Origin of the sequence: Butyricimonas faecalis, assembly GCF_003991565.1 — a bacterium.
GTDB lineage: Bacteria > Bacteroidota > Bacteroidia > Bacteroidales > Marinifilaceae > Butyricimonas > Butyricimonas faecalis.
In genome coordinates, this window is the sequence record NZ_CP032819.1 from 1,042,896 (window position 1) to 1,057,477 (window position 14,582).

The window sequence follows — 14,582 nt, forward strand, 5'->3', positions numbered from 1 at the left end:
GGTGCTTTCCCCTTGACCGGAATACCGTCGGAACAAGTAACAATGTAACCAAAGAATAAAAAATATGATGAATGATTATAAAATCAAGAACATTCTCGAATCCCTGAAAGAGGAGGTCGAGAACGGGAAGGTATCCCTGCGGGAAGCTGCTGTCGAACTTCATAAAGCCGGCTGGACGAATTTCATCGACATCGACGCCACGAGGAACCTACTGAAGACCCGGAATGTAACGGGGAACGGAAATGTCCCGGGAGTTTCCGACATGATGGGAAAATACCGCGAGATGAAAGCGGCGCACCCGGATGCCCTGTACATTTTCCGAAACGGGGAATCTTGTGAATTGTATGAGGATGATGCCATCGCCGCTTCCGGCATTTTGGGCATTGCCACCGCCGAACGCGTCGACGGGCAAGGGAAAGGCGTCAAGGAACTGCGGTTTTCTTTTCGTGACCTGGACGTGTATCTCCCCAAACTGATACGCGCCGGAAACCGGGTGGCTGTCTGCGAACCGAATCAAACCGGTTCGGGCAAACGAGTTTGATAACCATTAAATAACAAATATTCAAAACCCAAAGACACATGATAAAGATAACAACGATTTTCGGCGAGGACGCCGTACGGGAATATGAAGAGAACAATGAACTGCCTTCTGAAGAATGGCTGGCGGATAACGGGGGCGTCGTGGACGAGAAAGAGTTCGAGACTGAGGCGGAGTACAATGCCTACATCGCCGGGGTAAACGATGCCGACGGATGGAGTGATTATCATATCATACGCCACCGGTCGGAAGAGGCGGACACCTCGAGAGAGGAAAATCTCTGGCTACGTCTCGGAATTAGCGTCCGGGGCAGCCGGGAGGACATCGAAAGGATTCTAAACGGGGACACCGAAACCCTTCGGAAACTGCTCGATGCCGGACGTTATGGGATTGGCGGAGAGACCTATGTCCCTGGTTCGACCGTCGAGGGGTACAACGAGGACCACGACACGGAGTTCGAGGAGGAAGACGTGGAGTTCCATTTATAATAAAACCACACCATCTGCAATAATGATAACAGTAAAAGTTCTACTCGGTAAGGATACTGTAAGCATATACAGGAAAACCGGGGATATCTCGTCGGTGGAGAGCACGGCCGAATCCGGGGGATATGTGATAACCCGACATTTCGAGACCGAAGCTGAATACAAAGCCTACGCAATGGCTGTGGAAGACCTGGACGGACATGAAGACTGGCAGATGCTGGCTCCTGCCGTTACGCCGGAAGCTCCGTTCCGCAAAGGGGAATTTGTCCGGCTGACAGACGATGCAATTAAGCGGATACGTGAAAGTTTCGGGGACGGACCGGCTGACTACAGAAAGGAAATGATTTTGGAGGTGATTGCCTGGTGCCGCTATGAAGGCACATGGATCATTGAAGTCCGAGATATCCGTGAAGACGATACTCAGGAGTTCGATGCCGTTTTTCTGCGCCCCTTGACGGCACGGGATCTCGTGGCTATTTCCGCACCCCGACACCCGCTATCCACTGCGATATATCCTATTCACATCCGATAACTTAAATGATGCATGATGGAAAATATATTCATACTGCCCGGAAACGAACAGGAACTGTTTAACCGGTATTTAGATAACAACGAATACGGCCCTCTGAAAGAACGGCTGGAACTGGTCAGGAAAGCCTTGAGCAACAAGCTTTCCCCGGATGAACGCAATAAGCACGGGCTGAACGTGGGTGTGCATGAACTGTCCATGGAACGTAAGGAACTGGAAAGAAAGATATTCCAAATGGCACTCAAATCCTTTGCAGAACGGGTTTGTGACGAGCAACGCGCTCTTTGCGAACAGGGGTTCTGGCAGGCACCGTGCGGCAAAGAGGCGGAATATATCTCCTCCGCTCCGGTTCCGGACCTTGTAACGGACGTGAAGCAGTACAAGACCATTTGCCGCTGGTGGGAGAAGCTGTCCGATACCAGGAGGCTGAAGGTAGCGGCGATGTTTGCAAACGAACTGGGACCGATATACGGGCACGACACCGAAACGCTGGAACGGATTTATAGCCGCTGGTTTCTACTCTCCTTAGATGGCAAACAACGCATCTACCATTCATGGACCACAAACGAAAAACAGACTTCACCATGCCATACAAAAGCTCGGGAATAATCATCAGCGGGACACAATATGACCGCAGGCAGAAGCTCACTCCTTTTCAGAAGGCTGAAATTTTCCACCGTTACATGACAGAAGCTGTCAGCCAGCGCCAGCTTGCCCGGGAATACGGTGTCAGCCGCAGGCTGATAACCTTCATTGTGAACCCAGAAAGCGAAGAGCGGAACAAGGAACTGCTGAGAGAGAACAAGGCAAAAGGCTTGTATAAATATGACCGGAAGAAACATACCGAAAATATACGCAACCACCGTCGTTACAAACAGAGATTATTTCAAGAAGGTAAAATCATACTAAAAGATGGATAGACAATGAGAATACAGGAGAAACAAAAAGCGTTGGAACAGGAAGTTATAGCCAACCTGTGTGCGATACCGAAAATGCCGGAAAATATGTTGCCCCATACGGTATATGTCGAGGAGGAAGGGGAAGACGGGTATGGCCACGGGATACCGGTATACACCATGTACCGGTTGGAGGAGATACGCACGGACGGAAGCTGCACGCTTTACAACGCGGAAAGCCGGGAGCGTTTCACCTGCCGCCACCTGCATGAGATTAACATGGACTGGCTGGTGACAGTCTGGGAACGTTATCTGGAACTCTGTGTCGAGCAGGATATCTGGAAAGGGAATGCCGTTGCATTCCTGAAAGACCGTACCGGCAAACCGGAAGAGGAAATCATTTCATTCGTGGAAACCTCGTGGGACAAATGCCAGGCTTATACAGACAACCTCAAGGCGTTTCTTGGGGAAGATAAAGACCGGGAAATATGGATATTCTCTTTCCCGCTGGACGAATTTGAACGTGACGTTCCGGCCGGGAAAATCATCGTTGATTACGAAAATAACCCCGCAACGCGGGTTGAGAAGATGACACCGCTGGAATTTACGGCCAACATCAATGATGAATGTTTTGATGACCGGAACAATTGGGTAAGAGCCATTGAACTTCCCAAGCAGGAATAATAAACTATTTGAATCAATAAATATGATTACAAAAGAAAACATTGGCAACGAGACCTTTGAGTCTATGACCATCAATGACACGCCTGCATTGTTTACGGATATGCGGATTGACCGGAATGCCGTTCCGGAGGGACTGTACGCATACGATATCCGGGAGTCGGATGACGGGGACCGTCTGGCGACCATCGAACCGACGGTGATGGTAAATCATGGCGGAACCATCCTGACCAGGAAAGAGTTTATCACGGAAAAGGACGGCTATGTACAGATTGACGAATACGGTTTCGAGGCCTCCATGACACTGGAAGAGTGGCTTGAGGAAAACAATTAAATGTATAAAGGATATGGATATTAAGGAACTGACAGAAAGGTATCGGGATCGTTTCGATGCCCATTACCTGCAAGACGATAACGGAACCGGCAGAAAAGGTCGGAAACGGAAAAAGGAAGTTGAGACCCCGAATTTTCTCAAGGATGTTATCCGGCCGATCCTGGACACTTTGCCGGACTTGTTGCCGGAGTACGGGTTCACCAAAACTACGGATGATTACGCCATGTACGGCGAGTATTACCGTATCAAGGCGGGTATCGTCCTCGTGGGAGGTTTTTCCATCGATGAGGATTTTAACCTGTACTTCACGCCATTGTTCCATGGCAAAGCCTGCGGTAAGAGTCACAAAATCGACAGCATCGGACAACTCGTTGAAATCATCCGCGAACAATTTGAAAGAAGGGAGGTGAAGATGAAAGGATAGTTTCATGCAATAGACATGGGTCGTTCCGTAATTTATTGTATATTTGTCAGATGAAGAAAGTCTGTATATGTATTTCGGACGAAAGCCCGGCAGTTGAACGGATTACAGGCACTTTCATGTTTGGCTGACATCAAACCTAATATATCTATTTGATATGAAAAAGGAAGAGATTATTCGCCGCTGTTACGGCGGCATGAAGGAAAGGCATGGCGTGGAAACCATCATCCTTTTCCATGTCGGAGATTCATTCGAGGCGTATTTTGATGATGCCGAAACGATTACCCGGATCACGGAAGTGCCCCGGTTCAAGATGACGGCGGCAGGTATACCTGCCATCAGGATTTCCGACGCCGCCTTGGAAGAATGTAGAAACCGGTTGCTGGATGCAGGATGCAAGGTATGCGTGTCCGAGGTCCGGGGGGTATCCGGCCGCCACATTCTCAAAATCAATGAAACAAATACGGAAACGGGCCGATGAATTGATATTGATAGCGGCAGCAATAGGTCCTTGGACACTGTTGGTGGTAGCGGTATTAATCATCGGAACGCTGAAATGCTGTCTGACCACGGACTCGGACAGCATTGACGAAAGTATCAACAAATCACCGGGGATAGTCGCGCATGTCATGGTACTGGACAGTACGGATAATGGTTTTCGGGTGGTTTATGCGACGGCTGCGCCGGTAACGGATGAAAGGTTTGCCGAGATATGCGACAGGCCGGGTATTTTGGAGGGGTTCGAGAACCTGAAACGGAAAGCTCCCGAACACTTTGGCGGCAACCTGCTGGAAACCGACATCTGTGACTTCGCGTTGTACGCCTACCGGTTTCCTATCGATAAGGACGTACGGATACACAATATCTTTGTCGCCGGTAAAGAGAAAATGGACTTCTATGTCCGGAACAACCCGGACCTGCCCGGGTGCGCTACATGGATGCACCACGGTACGGAACAAGGGAACCAATATCTGAATGCTGACGATATAAATCACTGTATACCCAACGGAAGGCGGATTTACCGTTATTGGAAATGCCGTTATCTACTGCAAACTTCTGATACTGACGAGCGTTTCAGTCATTTTACAGAGGAGGAAAGGCTGTACTGAATGCAGCCTTTTCTCTATATATATTACACATAACCATCTGAAAATTAATAACTAAAACGTTTTGTTGGCGTGAAAAATTGGCATATATTTGTATGGAAAAGTGACCCATTGAAAACAGATTGTCAATTGAAAGCAATAGATTGAATATGAAAGAACAGTAATATGACATCGGAAAAATCGCAACTGAAGTTTGCGAGATCGGAAGAGACGGGCGAACTGATAGGGTTCGTTTCGCGCCATTCCAAGACACGTAAATTGATGGGAGTCCGTGAAGACTCAAGATTCGGCAAGCAGATTTGTGTCCTTTCGGAAGACCTGAAAGGAACTCTCGAGCCAAACATACTATACTCGGTAGAGTTGAAACCCATGCACAAAGCCAACGGGTATGTAGTCGTTGCCGCTACCCCCGTGTTATTTCAGGCGCATGTGGAAACAGTGATCGTCCCGAAGACATTGTATCAAGTAACTGTGACGTTCGGCAACAAAAAGATTTTCTTCGACCCGAAAGACGGCAAGAGCGTAATGAGCCGCACAATAGACGGTGTGCTGGAAATCCTCAAGGGACGCAAGGATATCAAGTACAAGGAAGGTGTCATCACCGACTATCTGAATCAGGCGCGTGCTCTGGTACGACGTATGGAATCCGACGGGTTCATCTATACGGGAGACAGACATCAGGGAGGAATTCAATGAAAGAAAAACCGGTCGTGGGTATTGCGACCGACGGTGCCCATTCTGCAAAAGAGAGGTTGACACGCTTCCGGGCTGTCGACCTCTCTTCAGGAAAAGAACTCTTTTCCAAAGCTATCGGTAACTGGACGAACAATATCGGGGAGTTTCTCGGCATTGTCGAGGCGGTCAGATATGTCATGGAACATCCGGAAAGTCCGCGAACAATCTACTCGGACAGCATTACAGCCATCACGTGGTATCGTAACAAACAGACAGCCTCTTCACGCAGATGCCCGGCATTGCAGAAAGCGGAGATATTCCTCAAAGTGATGGAGGCAAGAATCAAGGACATCGAAGTGCTGCACTGGGACAACCGCCTGTGGGGTGAGATTCCTGCCGACTTCGGAAACAAATAACAACATCAATATGGCAAAATTAAAATCACAGTCACAGAAATATGTTGAGCTGAAGGAGGAAGACTACCTGTTGCTCATCGAGAATACCATCAAGATGGAAGCCCTGAAGATTGCCGGTATCGAAAAGATGCCCATATACAAGGCTATGGAACATATCCTTGAACACGAGCACATCGACCTGCTCGTCAAACCCGTTTCAAGGAGATATTCTTGATTTTTTTAGGTGGACAATAATACACCCCACAAGCAAAATCAATGCTTATCAGTACCAAATGATAGTATATAATAACAATTAATGTAAATCAATGCAAATCAGATGATTAAGAAAGTGGCGCATGTACGGAATTATCTATACCATACATGCGCCACTTTGCTCTATACACTTTTTGATTTCCTTGATTGATAAAAGAAGGTTCTTTTCCAGTGTTTTACAATCCGACTTTTTTATATACTTTTGTCTTCAGTATCAGTTGGTTATTGAAACCCTCTATGTATGCTTATAAGTAGAGATTAGCTTTTTTAAGCGAAACTAACTACTGGTTATCAATCAATTATCAAACAAAAAAAGTTTGCCCATAGTCAGTCTTTTAATGACTACCACCCCTAACCCCTCCTTGCACAGGAGGGGAAACCGCTTGGTAATCAACCCTCCCCCTGTGTAAGGGGGAGTTGGAGGGGGTAGCTTGTTGATAGGAATAAGACTTGTTAGATAGTCCCTTTTTATATCGCAATTTCCGCTCAAACAACCTACTTCACCTTCACCCATTTTACTGCATCCGCCACCACCACTTGAGCGTACTTGTCGTTTCCCCATTTCTCTGTCACCTCAAACGAAGACATACCCCTATCATCCAAAACCACTCGAGATTTCCCTGCAGACAAATCAAATACCCCCAACGACCCCCATCCGGTATCGTCCCTTGTCCTCTCCAGCTCGATTTCTTTGCTTCCCTCCGGGGTGTCAACAGTATAATAATTTTTCATTCCCGGATAATTTGATTCATAGCTACATTCCCAAGCTCCGGCACTAACACGAGATTGATAAACAAAGATCTCGTATTTACCCGTTTCCGGAAGATCTGTTGTCCATATCGCCTTACAATTCCCATTTCCGGCGATCTTGATAAAGGCACTCAGAATCTCCTCTCCGTAAACCCCATCTTGCTTTATAAACGGTCTTCCCCACGACCCCTTCTTGAAATCCGACCCCGTCCTATATTCCTCCTCGTCCTCTTTCGCTAACCGCTCTGCCAACCGCTTCAACTTGCTACCCGCCGAATCGATCAAATGAAACCCCTCGTCCTCGTTATCAACGATAATCTCCCCGGGAGGATAAAACTGATCCCTGTCTAGAATTTCGACACGCTCCCCCGGAAGGTCTCCCTTCCACAAGGGGACTCCATGAGAGCCAAACATAAATCGTTCCGGTACGCTCCTCGCAAAATTGGTGGTTAAGAAAAGATTCATTTCTCTCGGCTGGCAGGCAACAATCCGTTTGTATTCTCCCGGCTTGACCAAGTAGCCTCGCCAATTTTTAATAACCCATTTTCCATTATCATCTGAATAAGATTCAATTACAGAAACCAGGCCATCCACCTTACCCATATTGCCCACCATGAAATCAATCGACTTTATCTCCTTCGTCTGCCGGAATACCAAATCCTTTATCACCAACCGCGGGATCTCGCGTGTCGTGTACCATTCATCCACGAATGGCTGGATGTCCTGACCAAAACGCTCGCGGAATCCCTCCATGAACACATCAAAATCCACTTCCCGGAAACGGGCACTCTCGTAAAACTCCCGCGTGTAAGCACACACCGAATCCCAAGTGGTAATTGTCGTCAGGTAAGCCAGCAACTGATTAACTTTCATGCCAACCAGCTTATCGTATCCCCAAAAATACTCCCCCCGGATTATCCCTTCCAATCCTCCCGGTGCGATACTATCCAACATCGACGGGAACAGTGGCAACTTATCAAGCGTCGGATTTGCCATTTTACCAAACAACATATCTATCCCCGCGTACCTGTCGGAAGCAACGCTCCAGTGAAAATCCGCAAAAAGTCGTTCCACTCCTGCACTGGCAAGAAAAGGAGGAAAATCATGAAATAACATATGTTCCTGCACGCTTTCCTCCCTCAATTTATCAAGAGAAAGATCCCCCGGTTTATCATAACTCTCCCACATCCGTTCCCCGAAAAACACCATTTCCGGTTGCACGTTATTATGAAACGAATAGTCATGCAGGAAAGAAGAAGGAGCCTCCACGATTTTCAGGAATTTGAACGGATAAGCGTTGGGCATATTTTCCTCCACGCGGTCGCGACACTTGCCCACCAACTCCTTCCAGTACTCCCCCGTGTTCGGTTTTGTCGCGATTTTATCCATCCAACCGTCGAATGGTTTCAAGTAAAAATCATTCCCCGGGTAAGTGTAGAACTCCAGCGTGACGGAATCCACAACCACCGACCGCTTCACGTAATCACCCATGCAAAGTGACAATCCGGTTAATGCTTGCAAATTGCGAAACATCACCTCGTCGTGCCGCCTTTCCGTCACGCCTTGCGACAACACCATCCGCCCCTTGGGATTCTTCACGCGCAAGGTGTAATCCGTGAAATCCGTCTCTCTTGACGGCTGCAATGCTACCGGGGCCACCGCTGCCGGGTACCATAGCACCTCCGGGATGAGCAACGTGTAATTCCCCGACACGAAGGCCGAACCTTTCCCGAGGCGTTCCACCCACCTTGTTTGCCGCCTAGGAGCGAAATACCTATCATCATCGATATCCACCTGGTAAACATCCTGGTCTATATATCCCCCGTACTTCATTTCCAGCACCACGCTATCCCCGGGAGCCAGCGACCGCTCGACCACCACTACCTGTCGATCCCTCCGGAAAGGAACATCCCCGTCCTCCGATGTCAAATTACTGATTTCCAAACCGGGATTCAGGAACAGGATCAAACGTTCCAACTTTTCCGCCTTTCGATTCACCACCGTCATCCAGCTCTCCGCCGAAAATCTATTGCCCTCGGACTTATACGTGATGTCATGCGTCTCGATTCGCACCTTGGGATACTCCTCGTACCGCGAGAAAGCCTCCCGGTATGCCTTCCGATTCTCCTGTCGTATCCGGAATTTTTCGACATAAGCGTATCCCATCCCCACCGCCAATACCAGCAACACGCCACCCATGACGTGATAGAACGCATGTCGGGACGGCACGTCACACAACCGCCTCGCAAAAGGAACCGCCACGCACAACAATCCCAATCCCAGCAACAAGAACACGCCTCGTTGCAATAAGCACGCTTCGGAATGCACAAACCCCACTATCGAGGAAAAAGACTCCGGTAACAGGCTTCCCCTGAAATCCAGTATTCCATGTAAGGGTTCCACCAAGTAAAGATACGACACGCCAAAAAAAACAGTCAGCACGACCCAGCTTAAGAAAAAATGTCGTAATACCCTGTTCACCAACAGCGATAACCCCGTAACAAACGCTAACGTCGGCAACACATCCCTTACCAAAAAAGAGAAGTACACCCACAGGTTTGTCGGCGAATCCGGAATCACCAAATTAATAAACAGGCAAAATGCCATGAAAACCACGTCTACCACCAAAAAAGGGAGAGCCATTCCCACCAACTCCGCCCAAAACATCCGAGCGTTAGTTAACGGTCGCACGAAAAGCACCTCCCGACTCTCTGCCTTATTCCGCCTCCTTTGAATATCACAAACGAGAAATACGACCACCAATGACTGCAACAAATTCAAAAAATAGACTCCTCTCATCGGAATAGAAGAGGCAAAAACGATCCTAGACCACCACCCCCGATGAATGTCCCACGGGATAAGAAAAACCGACGCATACCCTAGTACTCCCACGACGAAGAGGTAGAATAACCAATTTCGCCTTACTAGTTTACCTTCATAACTTACAACAGTTTGCCATGTTTCCATAAATACACTTTTACAGGTTTATTTTTCAAGTACACATTTTTTCACTCTCCACTAAAATCTCCTCCCTTTTCAAAGATAGGTAAAAAAAATGCTACATTGCAAACATTTGATATATAAGTAGAAATTTAATTGTACAGTATATCTATTGGACCATAACGTTATAAACGTTTTTCCATGATATCATTCGCTAGAAAAGCATTGAATTGACAAACTGATACGTTCTCTCTCTATTTACAAGAATAGCATCAGAATCACCTGTGCCATAATGACTCTCACGAACATCGTCAACGGGTAGACTGTCGCGTAGGCCACCGAAGGCGCATCGCTGTCCACCGTGCTATTCACGTAATTCAACGCCATCGGGTTAGACATGCTCCCGCACAACATTCCGGCCACCGAGCCGAAATCTATTTTCATCCATTTAATGGAGACAATCGCAACAAGGATCACCGGAACCACCGTAATGGCAAATCCCAAACCGACCCACAGCGCACCTTCCGGACGGAAGACAGTTTCGAAGAAATGAGTTCCCGCGTCAAGTCCCAGGCAAGCCAGATACATGGAAAGCCCCAACGCCCGGAGCATCAGGTTGGCACTGATTGTCGTGTAAGTCACCATGTGAATCCGGGGACCGAAAGCCCCCACGAGAATCCCCATCACGATAGGCCCTCCGGCCAAACCTAACTTTACCGGAAAGCTAATGCCCGGAATCGTCAACGGAATCGATCCCAACAACAATCCCATCACCATCCCGATAAAAACGGCCACCAAGTTAGGCTCGTCCAAATCTTTCACGGTATTCCCCACCACGTTCTCCACCTTCGCGATGGCCGATTCCTCCCCGACCACCGTCAATCGATCACCCAATTGCAAGATCAGGTCCGGCGTGGGTAGCAACACGATACCTGCCCGGTAAATGCGGGTTATATTTATCCCATATTGATTTCTCAACCGCAAGGACCCCAATCGTTTCCCGTTAATCTCCGGGCGGGTAATCACGATCCGGTGGGACACCAACTGGCTATCAATAGCATCCCAGTCGATATCTTCCTTATTCCAATCTCTCGAATCCCGCTTCCCAATCAACATGGTCAATGCCTCGACATCTCCTTTAGTCGTGATCATCAGCAAACAGTCTCCTTCTTTTACGATCGTGTCGGAGGCCGGAATAATCACCTTCTCATCCCTCCACAAGCGGGAGACCACGAACCTTTTTGACGATTGCTGAGCAATCTCCTTGATTGTCTTACCGAACACCCCGGGATTGCTCGCGAGAAATCCCATGACCACTGTTTTCTTGTGGCTATTTTCATCACCTTTTTTGAAAAATATACTGGAAGCTAAAAGTTTACGCACAAAAATAATGGCAAAAATCACGCCTACCACCCCCAACGGGTAAGTCACGGCACACCCCAATGCCAAATCCGACGCGGGATCATTCAACTGTTTCAACGTTTGCTGTGCCGCACCCAAAGCGGGCGTATTCGTCACCGCACCATTTAGGATTCCTACCATATCGGGCAAGGATACTCCCGTGGTCCAATGAAATCCCAAGGTCATCACGATTCCCAATAAAACCACCAGCATGGCCAACATATTCAGTTTCAATCCCCCTTTTCCCAAAGAAGAGAAAAAACCGGGTCCCACCTGCACACCCAAGGCATACACGAAAATAATCAGCCCGAAGCTCTCCGCGTAATTCAACATCTGCGGATCGATCGACAAACCGAAATGCCCTGCCATGATACCCACGAAAAACACGAAAGTTACTCCCAACGACACGCCCCATATACTGATTTTCCCTAAAACCAGCCCCACTGCAGAGATCAGTGAAATCACTATTACGGCCTGAATCACTGAATGTTCTGTTAATAAACTAGTCAACCATTCCATAATTTTATCTTTGAGCGCCAAAATTAATTAAAAAAACAGGAATACGTATCGGGAGCTATTTTGTTTTTAATCTCACTTTTCCTAACTTTGCGAACAATCAAAGTCGGATTATGGAACGTGTGCAAGATAATAAACAGTGTAGCCGGGTGTTTGAACAATTATTCAAGCAACACTATCGTACCCTATGTTTCTATACCATGAGTTTAGTAAACGATTTGGATGCCTCCAAAGACATTGTACACGACGTGTTCCTCAGTTTGTGGAATCACCGGAGCACCATTGATTTCTCCCGTCCCGTGTACCCTTACTTGTTAAGCCTCACCCGCAACCGGGCATTGAATTACCTGGAACATAAAAAGATTCAGAATAACCACGCGCGACAACACCTTGCCGACGACCCGACGTACACGCTATCGGATGATCCCACCCGGGAAGAATTATTGGAACGCATCCTGAGCCGCATCGAACGCCTCCCCGAACGCTGCTCGCAAGTGATGAAACTCAGTTTTATCGAATGTAAAAAATATAAAGAGATTGCCGAAGAGTTAAACATTTCGGTGAATACCGTAAAGACTCACATCACCACAGGCTTGAAAACATTGCGGGATGAATTTCCCACTTCTCTGCTGTTACTTTTACTCGCGAATCAAAACAGACATGCCGACTGATCAGTCATTCTTCCCGTTATGAAATATTCTAAACCTTTCTTTTGCCTTATCGAGTTCCCCCTCATCGACATTTATTCCCGGAATAAAGAATGAAGATTCGAGTCCGAATGGCTTCTTTTTAGCAGACTTATTCCAATTTCCGACAATTTTCCCATTATATAGAATTACCAGATAGAAAATGCCAAAGGAATTAAAAGCTTTCCTGTAATACTCCGGCTCCAAAGCCATCGAACGATCTTTATAACTAATGAGATATTCGTCATACGAAGGCAACAAGTGTAGAACTCGTTTTGTCCGTGCCTTCCTCGCGCACGATTCATGAATTAACCAGTCCGTCTCGCCTATTTTTTCCGTGATCAGTTCCGAATCGATCAACCCGACCGCTTGTTTGGCTTCTGTTATAGACAACCCCGACCACCAGATAAAATCCTGTAAACTAGCAGGGGAATGACTCCTGAAATATTTTATTGCCAATTTTGCCAAAGCCTCTTCCTTGTGCAACTCTTTCATTGGAGGAACCCGTTCATCCAGTAAAGCGTAAGTCCGCTTACTCCCTTTGTCCACGCCATTGCAAACAAGCCCGTCTACTTCGGCTCGCCCTAAAAGATATTTCACTAAATCATCTCCCACGATAACTCCTGCCCGATTCAATTCCTCCCCAATTTCCTGCCGGGTCAAATATCTATTTCCCTCCAAGGCCCTTACGATTACATCATGGCTCCTGATATATAATTCCTCCGATATTCCGTGATTTTTCCAATACGAATCGTACGCCAATTTTACCCGCTTGGCCGATAGTTTCAACATCCATCGAATATCCTCTGCCACCACCAGATGCCAAGTCGGACGCAACACGTGAGTCCTCAATATCTCCCCCTTTTCCAAAGCCATCTCCACTTTCCGAATGTCCGGTTTCTTCAACCGCAAGCCCACGGCCCACTTCGCCATATTATATTCCTGTCCCTGCAAAGCACCCATCCATGCCACAAGTTCCTTGGGATTATCAAAAGCCGGGTTCACCAACTGCTGGCTCCTTAAACGAATATCTGTAATCATATATTTGCATTTTTTAGGACATTCTCGTTCATTTTTTTCAAAGATACAAAGAATGTCCTAAAAAAATAGCAGATCGGGGAATAACCATCATTTGGTCTGTTCGAGTTGATCGTACTCTTCATCCGTAACCGGTTCGAGCCATTCGTTGGAGGTTTTCTCCCCGGGAACCTCGAAGGCCAAATGAGCGAACCAACTGTCAGCGGCTGCCCCGTGCCAATGTTTCACGTTAGCAGGAATATGGATGACCGTACCGGGCAGGATTTCCACGGGAGCCTTACCTTCTTCCTGATACCAACCACGTCCGGCAACACCGATAAGCATTTGCCCACCACCTTTCGTTGCACGATGGATGTGCCAATTATTGCGGCAACGAGGTTCAAACGTAACATTGGAAATCGCAACTTGCTCGCGAGAAACCGGAGCGAGGTAACTATTCCCGATAAAATACTTCGCGTATGCCGTATTCGGCTCGCCGATAGGGAAAATCATTTCACGCTGGAAGGCAGCCTTGGCATCATTACCGGTCGTGTCTTCCGCCCATACTCCCTTGGCCAAATTAAACGCAGCCCACGCCTTCGGCCAACCGGCATAAAAGCCTATATGGGTGATAATCTCGGCAATTTCAGTACGGGTGATTCCGTTCTTTTTTGCCGATTGAAGATGATAAACAAGCGAGTTGTCCGTAATTCCCTGGCTGATAAGGGAAGTAATGGTTACTAAACTACGGTCACGCAGACCCAGTTTGTCGGTTCGACTCCAAACTTCACCAAAAAGGACATCATCATTGAGTTCCGCGAATTTAGGGGCAAACTCTCCAAGTTTATCACGCCCAGCCGTCTGTACGATCTTTTCTTGTGCCATAACATTGAACGTTAAAATACTGAATACTGAAAATAAGAGAAATTTATTCATCAT

The 14,582-nt window shown here is 47.5% G+C and carries 18 protein-coding genes; 14 read left to right on the plus strand and 4 right to left on the minus strand.

Translation table 11 applies throughout. The features are described from left to right. Positions 1-64: 64 nt before the first annotated feature. From D8S85_RS04565 to D8S85_RS04625, 13 genes are all read left to right on the plus strand, one after another. A complete protein-coding gene (locus D8S85_RS04565; protein WP_008143055.1) occupies positions 65-541 on the plus strand; it encodes a MutS N-terminal domain-containing protein in 477 nt (158 codons plus the stop codon). 38 nt (positions 542-579) lie between these two features. After that, positions 580-1,026 carry a hypothetical protein gene (locus D8S85_RS04570; RefSeq protein WP_004293675.1) on the plus strand — a complete coding sequence of 149 codons (447 nt, stop codon included), beginning with the start codon at positions 580-582 and terminating at the stop codon, positions 1,024-1,026. Positions 1,027-1,048: 22 nt separating this feature from the next. After that, positions 1,049-1,555, plus strand: coding sequence for a hypothetical protein (locus tag D8S85_RS04575; protein ID WP_008143058.1), 507 nt, complete (start codon positions 1,049-1,051; stop codon positions 1,553-1,555). A 12-nt stretch (positions 1,556-1,567) separates the two neighbouring features. Continuing rightward, positions 1,568-2,161, plus strand: a complete 594-nt coding sequence (locus D8S85_RS04580) for a hypothetical protein (protein WP_004293677.1) — start codon at positions 1,568-1,570, stop codon at positions 2,159-2,161. Then, positions 2,137-2,472: a helix-turn-helix domain-containing protein gene (locus tag D8S85_RS04585; protein ID WP_004293678.1), complete on the plus strand. Its 336-nt coding sequence runs from the start codon at positions 2,137-2,139 to the stop codon at positions 2,470-2,472. Before D8S85_RS04580 ends, D8S85_RS04585 begins: the two co-directional genes overlap by 25 nt. Positions 2,473-2,475: 3 nt before the next feature. Next, positions 2,476-3,132 carry a hypothetical protein gene (locus D8S85_RS04590; RefSeq protein WP_004293679.1) on the plus strand — a complete coding sequence of 219 codons (657 nt, stop codon included), beginning with the start codon at positions 2,476-2,478 and terminating at the stop codon, positions 3,130-3,132. Between the two features lie 22 nt (positions 3,133-3,154). Further along, positions 3,155-3,463, plus strand: a complete 309-nt coding sequence (locus D8S85_RS04595; RefSeq protein WP_004293680.1) for an LPD28 domain-containing protein — start codon at positions 3,155-3,157, stop codon at positions 3,461-3,463. 13 nt (positions 3,464-3,476) lie between these two features. Then, entirely contained in the window at positions 3,477-3,887 is a 411-nt protein-coding gene (locus D8S85_RS04600; protein ID WP_021891778.1) for a hypothetical protein, read from the plus strand. A gap of 154 nt (positions 3,888-4,041) precedes the next feature. After that, positions 4,042-4,365 carry a MutS N-terminal domain-containing protein gene (locus D8S85_RS04605; RefSeq protein WP_004293682.1) on the plus strand — a complete coding sequence of 108 codons (324 nt, stop codon included), beginning with the start codon at positions 4,042-4,044 and terminating at the stop codon, positions 4,363-4,365. Next, on the plus strand, positions 4,337-4,993 hold the full coding sequence (locus D8S85_RS04610; RefSeq protein ID WP_004303923.1) for a hypothetical protein: 657 nt from the start codon (positions 4,337-4,339) through the stop codon (positions 4,991-4,993). Before D8S85_RS04605 ends, D8S85_RS04610 begins: the two co-directional genes overlap by 29 nt. A gap of 162 nt (positions 4,994-5,155) precedes the next feature. Continuing rightward, a complete protein-coding gene (locus D8S85_RS04615; RefSeq protein WP_004293684.1) occupies positions 5,156-5,686 on the plus strand; it encodes a hypothetical protein in 531 nt (176 codons plus the stop codon). Continuing rightward, positions 5,683-6,081: a ribonuclease H family protein gene (locus D8S85_RS04620; RefSeq protein ID WP_004293685.1), complete on the plus strand. Its 399-nt coding sequence runs from the start codon at positions 5,683-5,685 to the stop codon at positions 6,079-6,081. Before D8S85_RS04615 ends, D8S85_RS04620 begins: the two co-directional genes overlap by 4 nt. Positions 6,082-6,091: 10 nt before the next feature. Next, positions 6,092-6,295 (plus strand): hypothetical protein, encoded by a 204-nt coding sequence (locus D8S85_RS04625; protein ID WP_004303920.1) that lies wholly within the window; start codon positions 6,092-6,094, stop codon positions 6,293-6,295. 533 nt (positions 6,296-6,828) lie between these two features. Here the strand turns inward: D8S85_RS04625 and D8S85_RS04630 are convergent. Then, the gene (locus D8S85_RS04630) at positions 6,829-10,050 is read right to left on the minus strand and encodes a golvesin C-terminal-like domain-containing protein (protein ID WP_106624932.1); all 3,222 of its coding nucleotides are present in this window, start codon (positions 10,048-10,050) and stop codon (positions 6,829-6,831) included. 231 nt (positions 10,051-10,281) lie between these two features. Then, positions 10,282-11,943 carry a putative transporter gene (locus D8S85_RS04635; protein WP_106624933.1) on the minus strand — a complete coding sequence of 554 codons (1,662 nt, stop codon included), beginning with the start codon at positions 11,941-11,943 and terminating at the stop codon, positions 10,282-10,284. Positions 11,944-12,053: 110 nt separating this feature from the next. On the opposite strand from D8S85_RS04635, the gene D8S85_RS04640 reads away from it, so the two are divergent. After that, complete coding sequence (locus D8S85_RS04640; protein ID WP_127074863.1) at positions 12,054-12,611, plus strand: RNA polymerase sigma-70 factor; 558 nt, start codon at positions 12,054-12,056, stop codon at positions 12,609-12,611. Here D8S85_RS04640 and D8S85_RS04645 read toward each other — a convergent pair whose 3' ends face one another. Both D8S85_RS04645 and D8S85_RS04650 read right to left on the minus strand, forming a co-directional pair. After that, complete coding sequence (locus D8S85_RS04645) at positions 12,612-13,667, minus strand: winged helix DNA-binding domain-containing protein (protein WP_106624935.1); 1,056 nt, start codon at positions 13,665-13,667, stop codon at positions 12,612-12,614. An 87-nt stretch (positions 13,668-13,754) separates the two neighbouring features. Beyond that, positions 13,755-14,579: a carboxymuconolactone decarboxylase family protein gene (locus D8S85_RS04650; protein ID WP_106625269.1), complete on the minus strand. Its 825-nt coding sequence runs from the start codon at positions 14,577-14,579 to the stop codon at positions 13,755-13,757. Positions 14,580-14,582 lie beyond the last annotated feature (3 nt).